14 protein-coding genes are annotated in these 19431 nt (G+C 48.7%); 4 read left to right on the forward strand and 10 right to left on the reverse strand.

Translation table 11 applies throughout. The features are described 5' to 3' along the window. Positions 1-28 precede the first annotated feature (28 nt). From V5J35_RS00685 to V5J35_RS00695, 3 genes are all read right to left on the reverse strand, one after another. Positions 29-1615, reverse strand: a complete 1587-nt coding sequence (locus V5J35_RS00685) for a DUF2608 domain-containing protein (RefSeq protein WP_354016227.1) — start codon at positions 1613-1615, stop codon at positions 29-31. 124 nt (positions 1616-1739) lie between these two features. After that, positions 1740-2348: a hypothetical protein gene (locus V5J35_RS00690; RefSeq protein WP_354011545.1), complete on the reverse strand. Its 609-nt coding sequence runs from the start codon at positions 2346-2348 to the stop codon at positions 1740-1742. A gap of 16 nt (positions 2349-2364) precedes the next feature. Continuing rightward, positions 2365-7746 (reverse strand): hypothetical protein, encoded by a 5382-nt coding sequence (locus V5J35_RS00695; RefSeq protein WP_354011546.1) that lies wholly within the window; start codon positions 7744-7746, stop codon positions 2365-2367. A 192-nt stretch (positions 7747-7938) separates the two neighbouring features. Here V5J35_RS00695 and V5J35_RS00700 point away from each other — a divergent pair, with 192 nt between their 5' ends. After that, positions 7939-9522: a hypothetical protein gene (locus V5J35_RS00700; RefSeq protein WP_354011547.1), complete on the forward strand. Its 1584-nt coding sequence runs from the start codon at positions 7939-7941 to the stop codon at positions 9520-9522. A 307-nt stretch (positions 9523-9829) separates the two neighbouring features. On the opposite strand, the gene V5J35_RS00705 is transcribed toward V5J35_RS00700, so the two are convergent. From V5J35_RS00705 to agaR, 7 genes are all read right to left on the reverse strand, one after another. Next, entirely contained in the window at positions 9830-10684 is an 855-nt protein-coding gene (locus V5J35_RS00705) for a tagatose bisphosphate family class II aldolase (RefSeq protein WP_354011548.1), read from the reverse strand. Next, positions 10684-11874, reverse strand: coding sequence for an N-acetylglucosamine-6-phosphate deacetylase (gene nagA, locus V5J35_RS00710; RefSeq protein WP_354011549.1), 1191 nt, complete (start codon positions 11872-11874; stop codon positions 10684-10686). The genes V5J35_RS00705 and nagA overlap by 1 nt, the downstream gene beginning before the upstream one ends. Further along, complete coding sequence (agaF, locus tag V5J35_RS00715; protein WP_354011550.1) at positions 11874-12311, reverse strand: PTS galactosamine/N-acetylgalactosamine transporter subunit IIA; 438 nt, start codon at positions 12309-12311, stop codon at positions 11874-11876. Before agaF ends, nagA begins: the two co-directional genes overlap by 1 nt. 45 nt (positions 12312-12356) lie before the next feature. Continuing rightward, on the reverse strand, positions 12357-12836 hold the full coding sequence (gene agaV / locus V5J35_RS00720) for a PTS N-acetylgalactosamine transporter subunit IIB (protein WP_354011551.1): 480 nt from the start codon (positions 12834-12836) through the stop codon (positions 12357-12359). Positions 12837-12866: 30 nt separating this feature from the next. Further along, complete coding sequence (locus tag V5J35_RS00725) at positions 12867-14033, reverse strand: SIS domain-containing protein (protein ID WP_354011552.1); 1167 nt, start codon at positions 14031-14033, stop codon at positions 12867-12869. A 105-nt stretch (positions 14034-14138) separates the two neighbouring features. After that, a complete protein-coding gene (locus V5J35_RS00730) occupies positions 14139-15410 on the reverse strand; it encodes a D-tagatose-bisphosphate aldolase, class II, non-catalytic subunit (protein WP_354011553.1) in 1272 nt (423 codons plus the stop codon). A 132-nt stretch (positions 15411-15542) separates the two neighbouring features. After that, on the reverse strand, positions 15543-16310 hold the full coding sequence (agaR, locus tag V5J35_RS00735; RefSeq protein WP_354011554.1) for a transcriptional repressor AgaR: 768 nt from the start codon (positions 16308-16310) through the stop codon (positions 15543-15545). Positions 16311-16818: 508 nt separating this feature from the next. On the opposite strand from agaR, the gene V5J35_RS00740 reads away from it, so the two are divergent. The 3 genes from V5J35_RS00740 to V5J35_RS00750 all read left to right on the forward strand — a co-directional run bounded on the left by V5J35_RS00740 (position 16819) and on the right by V5J35_RS00750 (position 19379). Further along, on the forward strand, positions 16819-17520 hold the full coding sequence (locus V5J35_RS00740) for an oligogalacturonate-specific porin KdgM family protein (RefSeq protein ID WP_354011555.1): 702 nt from the start codon (positions 16819-16821) through the stop codon (positions 17518-17520). Positions 17521-17728: 208 nt separating this feature from the next. Continuing rightward, positions 17729-18499, forward strand: coding sequence for a PTS N-acetylgalactosamine transporter subunit IIC (gene agaW, locus V5J35_RS00745; RefSeq protein ID WP_354011556.1), 771 nt, complete (start codon positions 17729-17731; stop codon positions 18497-18499). After that, entirely contained in the window at positions 18489-19379 is an 891-nt protein-coding gene (locus V5J35_RS00750) for a PTS system mannose/fructose/sorbose family transporter subunit IID (RefSeq protein WP_354011557.1), read from the forward strand. The genes agaW and V5J35_RS00750 overlap by 11 nt, the downstream gene beginning before the upstream one ends. Positions 19380-19431 lie beyond the last annotated feature (52 nt).

Consider the following 19431-nt stretch of genomic DNA (forward strand, 5'->3'; position numbering starts at 1 on the left):
ATCGTTGCAATGATGTACTGGTTTCCACTTAATTAAACATCTTTGAAAGATATTGGTTATAACGAATGTTGATGCTCCGGGCCCCGTTAAATTGAATCGTGGTACAACGAATATTGAGCTGTAGGCACTCTCGGGCAAAATTATCAAGATGAGTCTCATTATCATCGACCAATATCAAGTGCCTGGCAGGGTGTCGGGTTTTCTCAAGAAAGTAACGAATTCCTTTTCCCTTGTCAGGGGGGGAGTTAATTTCTTCAGCCCCGGCTATTGCTCTTTTGTAATCTTCGTCGGTCTTATAGTCGCTTTTTTGCGGTGTTTGTCCGGTTCTCACAACATCGTCAAACAAATCAAGGTTTAAATCAGTTGTTTTAACCTTGTCGTTAAATCTTTCTTCACTGTTTTGTGTAAGAATGATCACCCTGGCATTCTTGCCCCCCGCCTGTCTTCTTATCCTCTTTACCAGTTCAGCCAGATTTGAGTGCAGCTGTACCTGTTGTGGTTCTTCATTGACCACGTCCTGTGTAATTAAGGTGTCGTCGAGATCAAACGCGATAACGGTTGGCTCTCCATGCCTGACAAACTCAGTCACTGTATCCAGGTTATCAATTTCCACTCTGGCCGCAGGTGATTGTTCCCCTGATTCAGCCTGTCCATGATTTTCCGGCGGCCTGCTTTGTTGTGATGACGTTTCCGGTTCATCGCCCGATCTGTGAAGAAACCGGGCAAATGCTTCTCCCACTGCGGTCATCGACCGACCGGAGTCATCGACCTGCCTGCTTTTTTTCTTATTTGATTTTTTTGACTTTGAAAAAAAAGCCGGGTCTTCAGGTGCTTCACCGCCTCGCTTTGGTTGGCTGTTCTCAGGCAGTAAAACCTTTTCAGTCATTGAGGGTGTTATTGAACGAGAGGCGGGTGCCGGGGAGCGCACATAATCAACCGGCCCCGTGATCAGGCTGCTTTTCAACGCCTCATGAAAAATGGAGTGCCAGTTTCTGTACTCGTCGATTGTCAGGGTAAAGGTTTCCCCGTCAATGGTATGTACTGTGACCATCATCACACCGTCTTCATTTAATCTGAACAAGACAGAAAAATATCCGCAATAGCGTGCAGCTAACAGGGTGTCGAGTGTTTGGGTATCATCACACAAGGTAACAGAACCGACTGTATCTTCATCTGCCCGGTATAGCATCGGGCAGTTTTTTATAGGGATGAGTTCTCTGGCTTGCCCTTCGGGGTTGCTTGTCATCTCAGAGTACAGATACTGCTGGTTATCCAATCCGGTAACAATCCATAAAAAGCCATCCAGAAAAGGTAATCGACTTTTAGTCAGCTGAGGTTTCTGGGTTGTCACGCCAGCGGCTTCAGGAGGGGCACTGATTATGTGCCAGTGTTTATTGTTAATGTGGTACGAAGGATGCGAAGGAGATGTAATGCAGTCATTCTGGTCACAATTTATTTGTTTCAGTAACAATTGACTTTGGGAGTCTCTGAATATCGATGGTATGAAGGTACCAATGCCCAAAGCGGAGCCAGCCTGAGAATGTGTGATTTGAGAAGCAAATAACAGTGTGGCAAGAGCGATATGAACAGATCTGGCTTCTGTTAACTTTGACATCTGTTTTCCAGTATTCATTTCTATCCCGAAAAAGGCTAGCCAAAAATACCGGCATGGCAAGAACTCCACTGTCACTCCCGCTTTCGCAGGAATAACGGCGGTATGTTTTTACCTGCTGCTTCCCTTATACGAAATTATGATTCCGGTTCAAACCGTAATACATGCCGACACCAACACCCAGCGCACTGGAAGCAACGACAGGGTAACCAAGCGCAAAGGCACCGAGAGAGCCGTAAACAATCCCACGGAAAACATGAGTAAACGCGGTATCACGAAAAGCCTGATGTAAATAGTGATCGGGCAAATCCGCGATTTCCGCTATGACATTAGAAACCGCGCCCGTAAGAACTCCGACTTTAAAGCCGACATGGAGAGGATTAAGCGGATAAGACGCCGCAAAATTAATGCCCTCGTGACCAAAAGGTTTACCCACTACAACGCTCAAACCAGCAATCGCCATAGTAAATAAACCAGTCGCCATTCCTGACATGAGTCCCTGACCCAGAGCATTTAAAGGGATTCTGACCGCTTTTATGCACCGTCCGAGCAATGAGGGAGCAGGGGTGGGTGTTGTTATGCGAGGTTGTATTTGCCTCTCAGGGCAGATGGGTACAGAACAGTCTCTGCCGAAAACATCTGCATTGTCGGAAGAACGAGCCTCCTGAACCTGATCCTGATTCGGATCTTCAAACGCTCGATAATCTGTTCTGTTTTCCATTGCGGCCGGTATCATAAGGCAAACTCCTTTTTTAATTTGTTACTTTGAACGGTGATTCCGCCTGTCCATCAGACAGAATATGTTTTATTGCCATGGCACAGAGCCTGTCCATACTTCCATCCCACTGCTCCGGGGGTGTCTGCAGGTGTTGGCCAGCAAGCCTCTCCATGTCCGGATGCAGTCGTTGCGCGAGCGGAACGTCAAGGTAACCTTTTAAACCCATGTAAACAGACAGTATGTCCGTGATTGTCGGGCTTTCTTTACCGTCGATAATTTGTTGGGCTTTTGTCCGCAACTGGCCCTGTTTCAGCTTGCGTCTCGGGTTGGCGGCTATCTGGCAGGTTCCCTCACTGATCACCTTCGTATCGACCGTAGCCAGCAGCTTCTGCCTGACTGGCAGTTCCAGTCGCTGGAAGTGCTTGATTTTGGCTTCAGCGGGCAGGTGAGGGTGCTTTAACAAATAGCGTTCAATATCGCTGGCAGTAAACGATGATAAATCGCAAAACAGGGTTTCCAGAAGTTCATCATTCGTTTTCGACTGGGTCAGTCTTGCCTGTTCATCGACCCCGGCACGATTAAAGTTGTAAGAACGGTAGAGTGCAGGGTGTGAGTCCGGTGTCAGCTCGGAATGCTCCAGAAGCGTGCGCTGGAGAAAGGCTGCATTGTGGGGCAACTTCAGAATGCGCTGCAGTTTTTCCGGAAAATCCGGTGCAAAGGCACCCGTAAAAATGCCCATGGCTTCCCTGTTGGCTTCAGTAACCTTCAGGTTATCAGGCAATAGCCGCAACAGGGTTTCTTTCTCTTCCGTTATGCTCTGGGGGGCGCTGGCGGCAAGACTCGATTCTCTGATCTCGAATCGGAACTTAAAGCTGTCCAGCAGTTCATTGATGACCTCGTCGATGCCCTCTTTTGCCTGAATATTTCTGAAAAAGGCCACGGTTAAATCATTATTGTCCGCCGACACGGGCAGATAACTGGCCAACCGGGGCAATAAGTGGTCAGCCACTTCCGGGAAGCGGGCACCCTGAACCTCTTTGAGTTCATTCAAAATGGAAAGCACGGCTTGTGGCTCAGCCATTACATCCTGAAGCTGGCTGGTCAGGTCTTTCAGTAGTGTCTGTTCTTTTTCAGCCCGTTGTTCTTTTTCAAGTTGTTCTTTTTCAAGTTGTTCTTTTTCACGTTGTTGCTTCAGTTGCTGTTTCTGCAGAGCCTCAGACGCCTTTTTACGGGAAGCTGCTGTTTTCTTAACTTTGGCTCGCATCGGGACGATGGCTTTGGCGGGTTCAACGGCGCGCCTCAGTGTTTGCGCGGCGGCTAATAAATCAGCGCTGTCGGCTTCTGTGGTGGTCCCGGAATGCGCTTCCAGTCTGTCTGCCAGTTGTTCCCATGTTTTTGTGGGCTCGGCCAGCTTTAATTCCTGCGGCAGGTTGCCCTTATAACGGTTCAACTTCTGGGCAAACAGCAGCAGGCTGTCTCTGCCGATTTTTTCCTGTGAGAGCTTACCGTTTGCGGTCAGCTGAACCAGTCGTAAAGCCGGTATGGGGGACTCTGAATCCAGGGCTGCCCGGATTTTTGTTAAACCTGCCGTTTGATTCGCGTTGTGAACGAAATCGTCAGCCATCCCCAGGTACTCAACCACACCCTGATAAAACTCCCGTTCAACGGACGGTACAACGACGGGGGAAAACAGGAAACGGCAGGCGCGTTTTTTCAGCAGCGGTTGCACGACCTGCTCATTCCCAAGCATCCAGTCGATCAAACGACACTGAGCCTCGGTATTGGCATTCCCAGCCGCCCGATCAAGCTGTTTGGCTATCTGACGACCTGTCTTATCAGTCAGTGACCCCTTGCTGTGCTTCCATGCCAGCATAGCCATACCGTAGTCGCATTGACCATTTTTGAAACAGTTATAAGCGAGTTTGAAATCACCCATTTTCAGGCTTTTAAACCCAAGTGCTACAAAGTACTTGTCACGGCACATCTTCTTGCAGTCCTTGGAGTTCATTCTGGTCGAGGTCTCCAGCTTACCGTGGTAATCTTTAAGCTCTTCAATGGTGTTCGCCGAGAGGGCATAAAGCACATTGCTATAGACTGAGTTACTGTCAAACCACCTGGCATTTTGCCGCACTTCCCGGGCGGAAATAATGCCAGCTTCCAGGCCAATAGACAGAGGATCCACTCTAAAGTCCAGGAAAATTTTCGTGTTAGCGGCGGTTCTTAAAATATGGCCTTTGCACCGTTTGCCCAGCACATAATCCGATAACAATTTTGCCAGAGGTTTTTGCTGCTCCCGTACTTTTTCGGGGAGTTCCTGAAGCGCTCTGGTTTCCTCATGGCTGAGTGTCTTACCGGCCAGGTACCTGGCATAGTCCACAAAGGCTTTGGGTTCGTCGATGCTGGAAAGCATACGATCCAACTGTTCCGCAAAGGGTTCTGAAGCTGCGATCACCTGGTTATGCAGGCCTCTTTCCCGATAAAGAGCGGCGGGGTGAAGTACCTCCGATAACTGTCTCAGGTTTACAGCCCCTGCGCAGATTTTCATATCTTCCAATCGCAACGCAAGCGCTTCACAATGACGTCTCTCAGGTGGGTCATACAGTATTACATGCAGAGCCTGGATATGCTCACAGAGCGATTGGCGAAAGCGATTCGCCAGACGTAGCACGTCGTCTGTCAGTCTCTTTGCCAGCTGCGATAAACACTCAAGCGCTTCTTCATGCCTTTCAGGAGGAAGGGTTTCTATTGCCTCAAGGGCGAGGGTGGTAATGACCGGCGTATTGAATGTCCCTTTGGCCAGCAATTGCTGCAGAAGCTCCAGTCGTTCTTCAGCCGTCTCTGCTGCCCGCAGTGGTGCTTCAAGGTGATGTTCCATTACCTGGCTGTTCGGTCGCCTTTCCGGCAGTCGCCGTTGACTCGACTGTCCTGAGTCAGCGGCGGCCAGGTTTTTACGGGGCACCCCAGGGAAGGTCACCTGACCCCATTGGTTCCTGATCCTTTCCAGTGGTTCGGAGCTGCCCTGAGTCAATGCGAGTTGCTCTGCCCTGGCTTCTATCATCTGTCTGGACTGATTCAGCATAGAGGCTGTCAGTGAATCAACCTGTTGCTGACATCGGATCATTCGCTGACTCAGGTCCATAATTTGTTCATTGGTCAGATGTTTGCCCGAACTATCCAGAAAATAGCGGCAGGTTTCAGACCATGCCTGATGAAGCGCAGGGTCGGGATGACTGGCTATCGTCTGCTGCAGATCAAGCAGTTTCTGGTATTTAAAAGACGCTACCGGGGTGCTGTCTGACTTTGTTTCAAAGGTCGTTAAATCCCAGTAGCAGGCGGGTAAGTCTTTTTGAAAAACGGAGTAATCTTCAGGCACCTTGGTGGATGCATCGTAACCCCTTGCGAGGCTTTTATTAGTCTTCTCATAGCTGGAAAACATTCTTTTCGCCGCTTCAGGCTTGCCCTGATGCATAAGGAATTTGGCATAACGTTCTTTCAGGTCGTCATAAATACCCGTTTCATCCGGTGTCAGGCTCTGGTAGCCATAAGCCAGCTGTGAGGCAAGCCTGAAGTACTTTTCACAGTCCGGAGTAAGAGTGTGATGGGGTCCTGTCAGTCCGTAATAGAGCGCTTTCTGAGACGGTTTCTGTTGCCAGTCTTCAGGCAGATCGGCCACATCATTAATCAGGCTGTATAACTTTGTCGTCAGGGCCTGGTACGACCATTTTTCAGAGTAGACCTTCAGTGCCAGCATACGGCAACAGGTTCTGACGGGGTCCATGGCCATGGCCAGATCGAGCAGCTTCTCATCGCTTTTACCGGTTTGCTGTAACTGATCCAGATAAATAAACACCAGTGTCTCCGGGTCTTCAGAAAAACGGCACTGATGCAGTAAGTCTCTGGCATGCTCAGGCAAGCAGGTTTTTTCAACGGGCTCATCTCTCGAGGGTTTTGGTCTGTTCTTCTTCGGTATGTCCATGGTAAGACTGGCAAGACTGGCAAGACGGGCTTCCGGGCAGCAGTGGCTGATGGCGATGTTTTTATAGTTCTGCCGCATTTCTTTCTTTTCCCCCGGGGTTGACCAACCTAAAGGCACCGTTTTTACTTCTGTTTCCAGATACTCGCAGGCCGTGGCCAGTGTATGGGCAAGGTCGGGACAGTATTCGACCGGTACACCATTGTCTTTGGTGCCTACCACAAAGGTGTCGACCTTAAAAATGTTTCCGACCCGCATATAATGCTCAGTCGCCACCCTTATGGCAGCCGGGTAATTCTGCCTGACCAGTTTTTCCAGACTGGCTTCCGCCTGTTCCACCAGCGCGGGTTCCCCTTTTTTAAGTTGGGCCAAAGCCTGCCAGTAACGAAGATGAGGGTGGCTGTCAGGGGCAGAGTTCAACGTGTTTGCTTCTGCTAGTGCGCGGTCAATGTCTGTGGCGCCAAACAGAGGCTTCAGGTACAGGGCAACAGCCAGAGCCTGAATGTTGGGGTCGCTGTCTTCGGCCAGCTCTTTGGTCAGGGCTTCACGATCTTCCGTCGTGGGATTGGTCGCCAGTTTCACCAGTTTACGAATAACGGCACCATGATGTCCCATGACCAGAGGCTGCGGTGGTTCACCCTGTTCAGTCGCCATGGCTTTGATATAACGAAGCGCTTCTTCGGGAAGATAAACATCAGGCTTCTGGTCTTCCTGACCAAACAGCAATTGCAGCACCAGATGCTGTCTGGCTGTCTGGCTGCCAGCATCCGCCGCCCTGCGCAGACAATACAGCTCCAGCTCCTTCGGCGGTTTCAGGGGGGCAGGATCGGTGTCGGCTTTGGCTTTCGCTGCAGTGTCAGAGTTGATGGCGGCTTTAGCTTTGTTGTCAGAGCCGGGGGCGGCACTGGCTGCGATATCCAGATGCCAGCGAATAAAGGTGTCCGGATCGGCAGTGTGCAGCTGGTCAATGACTTCCTTCTTTCCCAGACTCAGGCTGAACAGAACGTAGAGCGAATCAAGGAATTGCATGATTTCCGGTGTATCAAGATGTTGCTTGCACTCGGCAAACTTCCGAAGCTTTTTGCATTGTTCAATGCCTTTCTCATACTGCTCCTGCTTGAGTTGCTCAACCAGCGAGATCAGGTTTTTGGTAAAGGGCGCCTTTAAAGCATCCGGAATGCCTGCCATCTCTGGCAGTGGAGGGCTTTCAAGAACAATGGGCAGCTCTGGCTTGACCTGCAACGGATCGGCGACCGGCTCATCCAGCACCTTAACCCTGTAGTCAGGCAGTGGCCTGCTACGGTGATCCCGTTTCCAGGTAAGGAAGGGTGTATGTTCAACCGCTACGGGTTCATCAGACTTCTTTGCAGGGTTTACTGTGCGTACTTCGGGTGTCGCAGGCTGTGACGATAGCTGTGACGATAGTGGAGTGGAGTTTATCATGTCTGGTATCCATACCTTGGTTTCCTTTCAATTCCTTTAAGACCATGGGGGGCGGGAGTAGTTCCTTTACAGCAATAACAGCGTTCCTGTTATCACTCAAAAAATGCACTAAATTAAAGTGGAGTTTTTATCTGAGAACTCATTTCAGCGTTGCCTGTTTAAGTGGTTACAAGAAATAAGGAAACGATAAGCATGTGTAAATTTTTTGATTGGACAGTGGTCGTCAGCAGAGTGTCACTGCCTGTCATAGGGGCGACCCTCCTGCCTTTTTTTTCAGGTCAGGCTTATCCGGGGGATGAACCCTGGCAACCTATACCCGGTTATACCCAACCGTTTTACCCCATTGCATCTCCCGGAGCGTCCGGTCAACCGGATGATGTGTCTGTTATTGAATCATCCCAGTTCATACCGACTCTCAATGATGAGGGGCAGCCGGTACTTCTTCAGTCACCAAGAACTGAACAGGTGCCGTATACCGGGGTTGGTGAGACGCTTAACAATTACTTCGCGTACCCTATTACTCATACCGCCTACCGTGTGGCAGGGCGTGAGTATCGGGTTACCACTGTCGGAGGCTCGGGATACCCCACCTTTAACTCCATGTTAACCCGGGAGGATATGCGAAAACGGCATCAATATATTATGACCAGGGCAGAGTCTGAAGAAAAGTACACAAAGGTTTACGAGGAGATCAGCCACATTAATTTCAGTCCTGAATTCCTGGAGGACGTGAAGCAGGGAGAAACCCCTGAAACCGTTTATGATCGCTTTTTTGGTGACCGTCACATTGCCCGTCATTTCTATGATGAAAGTGGTCGTCTGACTGAGGCGTCCGGAAGATTTTTCAAGGAATTATACAGCCCCTTAAGCAGTGATTTTGCAAAACTGAACTCAGAACGGTTACAGGACGAGCGTCGAAGGCTGAGCCCTGACTTTAATTCCAGGGCAGATATTCTTGCGCGAAATACCGTTGAAAACCGTTCCGATGTATTGAACATAATCCGGACGGCGGCAGATGAGCTAAAAGCGATTCTGGACAGCTTAAACGCTCAGCAAGGTGTTACTGCCCGGCTGGTCAGTGCTTCACAGCAGGGTGATGTTCGAACCAGCCTTGATGATGTTATGGCACATCCTCAGCGTTCTGATGACCGGGGGCGCACGCGGAACAATATAATTACCGACGCATTTATTTCTATTAACCACGGTGAAGGAAGAAACGGGCCTCCAGCCCCCCAGCCTGTCACTGTCACAGAGATACCCGGGGTCAGCCATGTCGAAGGCTTTAGGGGAAACCTGAATTTGCCCGCAGCCATTGTGTTTCCGGATGAAGAAGGAATAGACCAGCTTTTGCTGATATCTTCCCTGACGGGGCCTGCGGACAACCCTAAAAGCAGGAACGGCGCAATTGAGAATATCAACCTTATACAAAACCAGCATCCAAATGCGGCCGCCATTCTCACCAACTATACCTATAAGTCCGGGACCCAGGATCAGGAACGGGAAAAGCTGATAGGAATGAGGCCCGGAGGCAAAGAACTCAGGGAGAATGCCATGGCAAGCTTCTTTCTGGGGATGGGGGATGAACAGTACTCATCCAGTAACGCGGTATTGAAAGCATGGATTGCCCTGATCATGAGACGCAATGGAGTTAACCTCTGTGAGGACTTCCGTGAAACCAGAAAGAAATCTGACACGGACGACGGTGATGGCAATAGCGGCGGGGCTGCAGGCTTCAACGCTGGTAGGGTTGGAATAACGCCTGGCTCCGTACACTGAAAAAAGGGCTGATTGAAAGACAGTATGAAAAAACGGGTATCCGGATTACCGTGTTGATTTTAGTGCCAAACCGTCTAATTTGAGTGCTGTGACAATGTGGACAGGCACTCATCAGCTCAGTGGTTTCTGCTTGAACATGGTAATCGTATTCTGACTCATCCTTCCTGACTACAGCGATCCCCGGCATATTTAAAAATGACAAACAACAACTCCGTATATCGCAAAACATTATTCCGCTATGTGAGCAACGGAGCTGTTTGCCATTATCAGTCTATCTGCAACCATTCCGGTTTAGGAACGTTTTCCGCTAAACCCGGTTAGCACTGTTGCAGATATCAATTTTTTCCCTTATTAGGTTAGCCATCGCCTCTTTGCCCGGTTCCATGTATTTTCTTGGGTCGTTAGCTTCCGGGTTATCAATGAAATGCTCTTTTACTTTATCTGAAAAAGCGATTTTTAACTCAGTGGCTACGTTGACCTTTGTCACCCCCAGCTCAATGGTTTTTCGGATATCTTCACGATCAATGCCCGATGCGCCGTGTAGAACCAGGGGGGCTGTCGTTTGTTCCCGAATTTCCGCAAGACGTTCAAAGTCGAGTTTAGGTTCGGACTTGTACATGCCATGAGCGGTACCAATGGCGACAGCCAGTGAGTCAATGCCGGTACGCTCTATGAATTCTGCAGCCTGGGCCGGGTTGGTATACAGTGCATCTTTTTCATCGACAATCAAATCGTCTTCCTGACCACCTAAACGCCCCAGTTCTGCCTCCACTGTGACATCGCGGGCATGGGCATATTTAACCACTTCACTGACAATGCGAATGTTTTCTTCAAAGTCGTGATGGGAGCCGTCAATCATGACCGACTTAACACCAAGGTCGATGAGTGCCTTAATGGACTCAAAGGATTCGTGGTGATCCAGATGCAGAGCGATGGGAATATCGTGCAACTGACTGGCAGCTTCAGCAATATCAACGATGTACTTTGCTCCGGCATAGCTGATTGTGCCTGGCGTTCCTGCCAGAATAACCGGAGAACGCATTTCTGCTGCTGTTTCAACAACAACACGTACGGTTTCAAGATTGTGGATATTAAAAGCCGGTACTGCGTATCCGCCAGCTTGTGCATCCAGAAGCATTTGTCGGGTAGAAACCAATGCCATTACTTTGACTCTCTCTGTTCAGGATAGATTGGCTGACCTTTCATCAGTGTCAGCTCTACGTTGTAATCGTTGTCTGTAACAATCAGGCTGGCTTCCCTTCCCGGGGCAATAACACCAACTCTGTTGTCTATTCCAAGCAGTTTTGCTGGTACTTCTGTGGCCATTTTTATCGCATCGGCCTCCGGCACTCCGGCCAGTGCCACCATATTGCGAATAGCTTTATTCATTGGCAGCGTACTGCCTGCCAATGAACCACAACGGGTTCTGGCAACACCGTCGATCACGGTTACCGGAAGCTCTCCCAACTGGTATTCACCATCTGGCAGGCCACCTGCACACATGCAGTCAGTAATCAGGACAGACTTGTCCGTTCCCTTGCATTTCCAGCTCAGTTTCAAAGCTGCCGGGTGAACATGGACACCATCTGCAATCATTTCAGTCGTGACAGAGTCACTGGCAAGGAAGGCCCCCACGCACCCGGGTTCACGATGATGCAAACCACTCATGCCGTTATAGAGGTGGACTGCTATGCTGGCACCTGCGTCAATACAGGCTGTTGCCTGTTCGAACGTGGCGTCACTGTGCCCCAGAGCGACTCTCACATGATTGGCTTTCAGTCGCTCAGTGGCTGTTACAGCACCTTCACTTTCAGGAGCCAGCGCTGCGACTTTTAATGAGTCGCCTGCCACCTCGATTAACTCATCAATCCGTTGAGCGGAAGGTGACAGAAAATGCTGCTCTGGATGCGCGCCCTTGTGTTTCGGAGTGAAAAACGGACCCTCCAGATAGCTTCCAAGCAATTCAGCACCTTTCTGATTGGTATCCTGTCCCATACATTCCCGTATGTTGGCCAGGGCTGCCAGAATCTTTTCCCACGGAGCCGTTACCGTGGTTGCCAGAAAGCCGGTCACTCCATTTTTTGGGAGGTCTCTGGCAATAGTTGCCAGTGATTCCGGCGTTGCATCCATGGCATCCGCGCCGGACTGACCGTGAATGTGCAGATCTATCAGTCCGGGAAGTAACTTTCTGTCACCCAGGTCAATCAGTTGATAACGGGGATCAAGCTCAAAGCCGATTGATTCAATATGACCATTACTGATATGGACATAAGCGTTGTCTTTCATGCCGTCGGCAGTAAAAACCTGGCGAGCTTTCAGGCAGTAATCACCTGAGACCGGGATCGCTTTCATTAGATACCGTCACCAGTGGCAGAATCGGAATGTTTGTCGCTTTTTTGTTGAGAGCGAACGCTTTTGATGCTCATAACGCCAACTTCCAGTACCTGTTCTACCAGAGCATTCAATTCAAGGTCATCTCTTTCCATGCACGCTTCTGCTGCCATGACCAGGTTCGTACCTGCAATCACATCAGCATGGCTCATATCAGCAGCTACCTGCGCTGCACGCTGAAACGGAGAGCCGCCGGGAATGTCTGATAAAAACAGTACACCGTCGCCGGTATCCACTCGGTCAGACGCTTCCCGCAATTTCTGTTCAAGATCTGATGTTGAATAAGACTCAAGAAAATCGACATACTCAATTTGTCGCTCATCGCCGGAGATAGCAGACAGAGCAGACTGAAAGCCGGTGGCAAAATTAAGATGCCCGGTGACCACAATTCCAATCATAATAAATCCAAAGTTTTAATGGCTTTTCTCAGGTGCTTTGATCAGTTAAATAACACTCATAATGTCGATAGGGTCTTCTGTCGGAACACGCTGAATCGTGCATTGAACGCCCATTTCATTCAGGCTTCTGAAGGATTCAATATCACTCTGGTCAACAGAGACTGTTTTATGAACCTGATTTTTACCATCGCTGAAGTGCATGTTGCCTACATTAACCTGAGTCAGAGGCACACCGCCTTTCACCAGCTGCAGTACATCCTGAGGGGTTTCAACCACCAGAACAATTTTTTGGGCAGGACTGGCTTTGTGAATCACGTCGATGGTTTTTTGAATGGAAAAGTAGCGGGTTGCCATGGTGCTCGGAGCCGCCATATCCATCAGGTTCTGACGAACTTCATCGCTGGACGCGTCGTCATTAGCCACCAGAATCAGGTTGCCGCCTGCGTGATGGCTCCAGGTGACTGCAACCTGACCATGTAATAAACGGTTATCAATACGAACCAGTACAATGTTTGGGTTACTCATCTCTTTCTCCTGACTCAAATTGTTAAACAGTTATTTTTTGTTGTAAGGGTGGATAGTGACGCCTTGCACGACACGATTAACTTCTCCGGTAGGGCAAGGGTTATCCGGTGTTATATTCAATTGTACGGATTTAAAGAATGAGAAAGTTTGAGCTAGAGCAATGAAAGGAAATGAAAGCCAAACATTTTCATTTCCAGCTTGTGTTTCTGTGCAGATCACATTTCCTGACATGACTTGCTCGTCGGCGCCGTCGGACAGCGCAACAATGTGCATTGCCTGATTATCCTGCCTTATTTCTGCGAGCAGATCCTGGTCGTACTGCCGCGTATAGCGATCATTGGACATAAAATTGAAAATAATGGTCTTGTCATTGACGACAGACTTTGGCCCGTGGCGGAAGCCCAGAGGTGAGTCGTGTATTGCGACCACTTTCCCGGCAGTCAGCTCCAGCAGTTTAAGAGCGGATTCCTGCGCCAACCCTTGAAAGCTGCCACTTCCCAAAAACACCACCCTTTCACAGGCTTTGGCCGCAAGTGCCTTCATTTCTGCTGCTTTTTCAGCGATTAATTGCTCTGTATTGGTGCAAATGCTTTCCACACTGTTGGCCAGCCCTTCGGATGGATCAAAAATACAGAGGGCGCTGAGCATCATGGAAGTAAAGCTGCTGGTCATAGCAAAGCTTTTATCATTAGTACCCTCAGGCATAAGCAAGCAAAACATATTTTTTTTAGTTTGAGCCGCCTTAGCCAGCTGTCCTTCTGGATTACAGGTCAGTACAAGGTGATAACAGTCGTTTAAGACCTGATCGGCAAGATCCACTGTTGCCACGCTTTCAGGGCTGTTGCCGGATCGTGCGAAAGAAATCACCAGAGTTGGCACCTGTTCACCGAGATATTCACCCGGTGCAGCGACAATGTCAGTCGTGCTCACAGCGTCAAAACGGCGTCCGGTCACTTTAGTCAGATGTGGTGCAAGTGTTTTACCAGCAAAGGCTGACGTACCTGCCCCCGTCAGAACCACTCTGACATTGTCTTTCTTCATTACCGGGGCTAAAAAAGCATCGATTTCACCCCTGATCGTTTCTATATTGTTAAAAGCCTGACGCCACATCGCTGGCTGGTGTGTAATTTCTTTTGCTGTATGTTCGCCGTAAATATCCCGAAGATAACTCTCATCAAAGGTCAGATAGGTACTCATTATTTTCTCAGTTACTATTTTGTTTGCCAGAACAAAAGCGTCCTGCCTGTTAATGCAAAGATTAATCGTAAAATGAATAAGGCTTATATAGCCGTTAAGAGTCAATCAGCACGCCTTGGCGTAATTGCTGGTTACCTGCATAATTCGGTGATGAATCAGTGACCTTGGGTTATTATGAATCTCCCCTTTCCTTATGGCCTGATATTGATCAGGAAGATACTGACTGATAACCGGCATGGGGATTTCTTTATTGTCCAGATTCCCCAGTAGTTTATTCAGTGCAGCTTCAACGGATTCAGAACCCCAGTAATAACGGATACGGTCGCTGTAACTAAAGATGCGGAACATACGAAGGTCGTCTTCATTGCCGCTGTAATATTTTTCCCAGTTTTCGGGATGAGTCAGCATTTCATCTTCCATCACTGAACAAATATGCGAACGCTCAGATTCAGGAATCAATAAGTCTTCAATATGAGCCAGAGAATAAATGGCTTCACGCATGGCAAAAGTGAGCTGAGGGCCGACTTTCAGGATGGCAAAGTGGTCTTCAACAAGATCAGCATAAGCTTCAGGTGCCTGGTAATCCGTTGAGTGGGCTTCAAAAGCGATGCCCGGAACATCTTTTATAAACTGGCTGAGCGGTTTTGCTTTCGTTCTTTCATAATCAATAACGGTGGTATGATCAAACTCAACCCCCGGCTGAACAACCAGCCCAACGACCCGGTCCCAGACCTGTTGCAGGCCGCTGTCATTAAAAATATTTCTGTGGCAATCCAGAGTATGGGAGGCTCTTTCCGGAGTAGTTACATGGATAGTCTTTATATCTTCAGCCTCTCCTCCCGGAACAGGTACCTCGGTTCCTATTACATACACCAGCTGACTTTGACCGAAGCACTCTATAGCGGTTTGTTCTGCAACTGTACATAAATCAGCGGCGCGACGGGCCACCATTTCATCCGACAAGGGAACCGGATCATCAGCGCAGCTCATGCTGGCATCAAGATGAATTTTGGTAAAACCGGCTGCAACATAGGCTCTGATGAGTGCCCGTGATTTATCCATGGCCTGGTCAGCGGGTTCGCTTTGCCAGCAGTTTGGTCCCAGGTGGTCACCCCCAAGCCAGATTAGCTCCCGGGGGAAATCTAAATCTGCGGCGATATCAAAAACATAATCCCGAAAGTTTTCAGGAAGCATTCCTGTATAACCACCGTACTGATTGACCTGATTGGAAGTTGCTTCGATTAATAATGCAGTGTTGTCTTTTTTTGCCTGAAGAATAGCTGCCTCAAGAACAAGACGGTTAGCGGAGCATACTGAGTAGACGCCACATTTCTGCCCCTGCTTGTTTGCTTTTATGATCTCAGTCAAACTTTCCACAGTAATCTCCCTGGAACTTGTTACGATTTTTTCACTAAATAAAGCGGTTGTTCTGTAACCACATAAAATGTTTGGTGATTAAATACAGGCTTTGCCGGGAGGCTACGTATTCTTCAGGGTCATTATTACTGACTACTCATCAGCAATAATGACCCTGACCCCCTGACGCTGCAGCCCTGCCAGATAATCAGCCGGAATACCCTTATCGGTGACCAGTGTATTGAAAGCACCAAAAGAGCGAATCAAGTGATAACCCTTTTTACCAAATTTACTGGAGTCCGCGACCAATATGATTTCACTGGAAATATCACACATCACACGATTAAGACTCGCCTCCCGGTCAAAGTGAGTCGTCAGGCCTGCGACAAGATCGAACCCATCGACTCCGAGAAATAATTTATCAAACCGGAAGTTACGTAAGGCATCTTCAGCCTGTGCGCCATAGAAGGAGTAAGACTTCTTTCGCAAGGTGCCGCCAGTCATCATAATTTCGATATCGTGTGACTTTGCCAGTTCTACTGCCACATTAAGGCCATTGGTCATGATGACCAGATGCTTTCTGTCCAGTAAATTTTTGGCAACGTACGGAGTGGTCGTTCCGGAATCCAGAATGATGGACTCGCCATCGTTGACCAAACGGGCTGCGGCTTCCCCAATAGCTGCTTTCCTTGAAGCATTGACGCCTCCCTTATCCTGAAAGGATACTTCCTTTGTTAAACCGCCCGTTGACATGGCTCCCCCATGGGAGCGAAGCAAAACGCCCTTGTTATCGAGATAATTCAGGTCATTACGTATGGTGACAGTGGACACCTTAAAATGATCCGCCAGATCCTCAACACGAGCCTGCCCTTTATCAGACACCAGACGAACAATGGCTTCACGCCGCTCAACAGTGCTCATTCAAACCTCTCTTGCAACTGTGCCTCTGCACAGTTGCGTTTTTACGATATACGCCTTTCGAATACCTTTCAATACCTTTTTGTATCTTTCTTATCGAAAGGCGAAAGATTTTATATCGGGTATTTTGAAGGGACTCTACAAAGCTGTAAAGACAATAACGCCGCTTCCTGCAATCAGGGATAGATATTGCCCTCTTCCCGTTAAATAAGTCCGATAAGTTGAGCGGGTAAGCCTTGTGGCTCTTTCTCTGATTGTATGGAGGCGATCCGGAAACGGCTGCAGGACTACTTGTGATTGTGAATATTTGATTTATGTCAAAAAATGAAAAGAAAATGAAAGCTTTCTATTTACTATTCGAAAGAAGAAGTTAATATTTGTCACAAAAAGAAAGGTGGTAAGAAATGGTTGCATCCCATCGGTTTTGAGTCCACCTGAGATTAAGTCAGTAGTGTGTGGCAATAACGTTTGATCTTTTGATCAAAAAAATAACATTAAAAGGGGTAAGTACATGATGCAAAAAAAACTTCTGGCAACAGCAATTCTGGGGATGGCTGTCGTATCGTCAGCTTCTGCAAGCTCTTATATCACAGGCAACCTTCGGCATAATACAGAAAGGAGTACAGAGTACACGTTCGAGCTGGGACATACTTTTGAGACTGGTACTACTGTTTTGGTAGAAGTTGCAGGTGATCAGACAGGTGGCGTACGCAGTGTTACTGATACGACCCTGGGTATTGAGCAGATGCTTTACAATAACGATAACCTCTGGCTGGCCGTTGGCTATCACAGCTTATCTTTAGATGGCAGCTCTGGTGACAGAAAAGGAACTGGTGGTCAGAACCGCCCCCTGATTAAAGTCGGTTATAACTTTGACAATGGCTTATTTGTCAGTCACCGGGCAAGAGCGCATTACTCAACCAACAGCGACGTTGGTCATGTACAGAACCGTTACGATACCGCTGTCGGTTTTAATGCCAGTGACTATCAATTCAAACTCAATACCATTTATGTTGACCAGCTTAAGCGAAATTCGGTAGGCAGAAAGGATGATGCATTCAATACCGAGTGGCGAGTTACCCGATTCAATATTGCTGATACGGGTATAGATCCATTCTTTGAAGTCCGTCACGAAGATGGTGGCAAGGATGCAGCGGGCAAAAACAACGATGACAACTTCGGCTTTGTTTTCGGAGCGTCTTACGCCTTCTAAGGCAAGACGCAGGTAAAAACACAGCGTCGAAGGCAGGGAGTCACAGCCGTGTCAGATTCCTGCCTTTGCTGGAATGACGGGAGTGGTAATTTCAGTTTTGCCGCTTTCCTGAATTGAGATTACTAATCAAAAGAAGACCTCTTGCCATCAGGTTAATAAAAGAGGTTCTCAGATGGTTTTTGGCTATTAACACAACCGGGGTGAAACAATGCTATTTGAAGCATTAATGATTGCATTACTGGCGGGCATAGCGGGGGTCGATTTATTCAACGGCCTGACCCATATGCACCGGCCATTAATTACAGGACCTATTGTTGGCTTTATTCTTGGAGATGTGCAGACAGGCCTTATCACGGGTGCATCGCTCGAACTGGTTTGGATGGGTATGGCACCTCTAGCTGGCGCCCAGCCACCTAATGTTGTTATCGGTGGCATTATTGGCGTTGCTTTCGCCATTCTGACACAGGCTGAACCACAGGCTGCTATTGGTATTGCTGTACCATTCGCTGTTGCGGTACAGGGTTTGATCACCTTGCTGTTCACCGCCTTTTCGCCTGTCATGCATCGCTGCGACGAGATGGCAGCTAAAGCAGACTGGAAGGGAATTGACCGGGTTAACTATATGGGCATGAGCATTTTGTTCAGCTTCTATTTCATTCTTGCCTTCCTGCCTATCTTCTTTGGTGCTGAACAAGCGCAAACGGTCGTTGAAGTTGCGCCTGAATGGTTAATGAGTGGTCTGGGTGTAGCGGGCGGATTAATGCCAGCTATCGGTTTCTCCATGCTCATGAAAATCATGTTCAAGCAAAGCTACATTCCTTATTTCATCGTCGGTTTCCTTGCCGCTGCTTACCTTGAACTGCCTGTTATCGCTATTGCGCTTGTAGGTATCGCGATCGCACTGGCGGATTATTTCCAGAGCAGCAGAGTAGCTGCACAGGTTCCACAGCAAGCCGGAGGCGTTAACGATGGCATTTGAAAGTACACTTGAAATGGACGCCAAGGCAGAGCGCATGCTGGCCAAGGCAGAGGCCACTAGTACCGTTGTAGCCGATGAGTATGAAGACCAGGCTCCGGCAGCGGAACTGACACGTAAAGATATTACCAGAATGGCGTGGCGCTCACTGGCTTTGCAGGCATCCTTTAACTATGAGCGTATGCAGGCGGCGGGTTGGCTGTACGGTCTGATTCCATCCCTGCGTAAGATTCATAAAAATGACGAAGACCTGAGCCGTTCCATGAAGCTCCACATGGAGTTCTATAACACGCACCCTTTCCTGGTGACGTTTATCATGGGAATCGTGCTGGCCATGGAGAAAAGCAAGGAGCGCCTGTCTGTTATCCGGGCTATTAAAGTGGCTACCATGGGGCCAATGGGGGGGATCGGTGATGCGTTGTTCTGGCTGACCCTGTTGCCTATCTGTGCCGCACTGGGCATATCGCTGGCAATGGAAGGCAGTCTGGCAGGACCTGTGCTTTTCCTGGTGCTATTTAACGCGGTTCACTTTGGCTTGCGCTTTGGTTTGGCTCATTACGGTTACAGCGCCGGTACGAAAGCGATCAGCGCATTAAAGGAACATACCCAGAAGCTGTCTCACGCTGCAACCATTGTAGGTCTGACCGTTGTAGGTGGTTTGATTGCTACCTTTGTCAACCTGAACACGACACTGGTTCTTGAAGTGGGTCAGGCAACCGTTGCCCTGCAGCAGGATCTTTTTGACCCGATTATGCCGAAGCTCCTGCCTCTGGTCTTCACTCTGGGCGTGTTCTCGTTCATCAAGCGCGGCGTGTCACCTTTGAAAGTCATTGGCGGTATTGTGGTGCTGGGCATTACCGGTGCGTACCTGGGCTTCCTGTAAGCTCACTCTGAAAACCGTCTCTTCATATTATTGCCTCCCTCCCCTCTCCGGG

The organism is Endozoicomonas sp. NE40, assembly GCF_040549045.1.
Lineage (GTDB): Bacteria > Pseudomonadota > Gammaproteobacteria > Pseudomonadales > Endozoicomonadaceae > Endozoicomonas_A > Endozoicomonas_A lisbonensis.

Bases quoted from the DNA above. Each gene is read 5' to 3' on its own strand.
- V5J35_RS00685 (WP_354016227.1), bottom strand. From the start codon at position 1,615: ATGTCAAAGTTAACAGAAGCCAGATCTGTTCATATCGCTCTTGCCACA.
- V5J35_RS00690 (WP_354011545.1), bottom strand. From the start codon at position 2,348: ATGATACCGGCCGCAATGGAAAACAGAACAGATTATCGAGCGTTTGAA.
- V5J35_RS00695 (WP_354011546.1), bottom strand. From the start codon at position 7,746: ATGATAAACTCCACTCCACTATCGTCACAGCTATCGTCACAGCCTGCG.
- V5J35_RS00700 (WP_354011547.1), top strand. From the start codon at position 7,939: ATGTGTAAATTTTTTGATTGGACAGTGGTCGTCAGCAGAGTGTCACTG.
- V5J35_RS00705 (WP_354011548.1), bottom strand. From the start codon at position 10,684: ATGGCATTGGTTTCTACCCGACAAATGCTTCTGGATGCACAAGCTGGC.
- nagA (WP_354011549.1), bottom strand. From the start codon at position 11,874: ATGAAAGCGATCCCGGTCTCAGGTGATTACTGCCTGAAAGCTCGCCAG.
- agaF (WP_354011550.1), bottom strand. From the start codon at position 12,311: ATGATTGGAATTGTGGTCACCGGGCATCTTAATTTTGCCACCGGCTTT.
- agaV (WP_354011551.1), bottom strand. From the start codon at position 12,836: ATGAGTAACCCAAACATTGTACTGGTTCGTATTGATAACCGTTTATTA.
- V5J35_RS00725 (WP_354011552.1), bottom strand. From the start codon at position 14,033: ATGAGTACCTATCTGACCTTTGATGAGAGTTATCTTCGGGATATTTAC.
- agaR (WP_354011554.1), bottom strand. From the start codon at position 16,310: ATGAGCACTGTTGAGCGGCGTGAAGCCATTGTTCGTCTGGTGTCTGAT.
- V5J35_RS00740 (WP_354011555.1), top strand. From the start codon at position 16,819: ATGATGCAAAAAAAACTTCTGGCAACAGCAATTCTGGGGATGGCTGTC.
- agaW (WP_354011556.1), top strand. From the start codon at position 17,729: ATGCTATTTGAAGCATTAATGATTGCATTACTGGCGGGCATAGCGGGG.
- V5J35_RS00750 (WP_354011557.1), top strand. From the start codon at position 18,489: ATGGCATTTGAAAGTACACTTGAAATGGACGCCAAGGCAGAGCGCATG.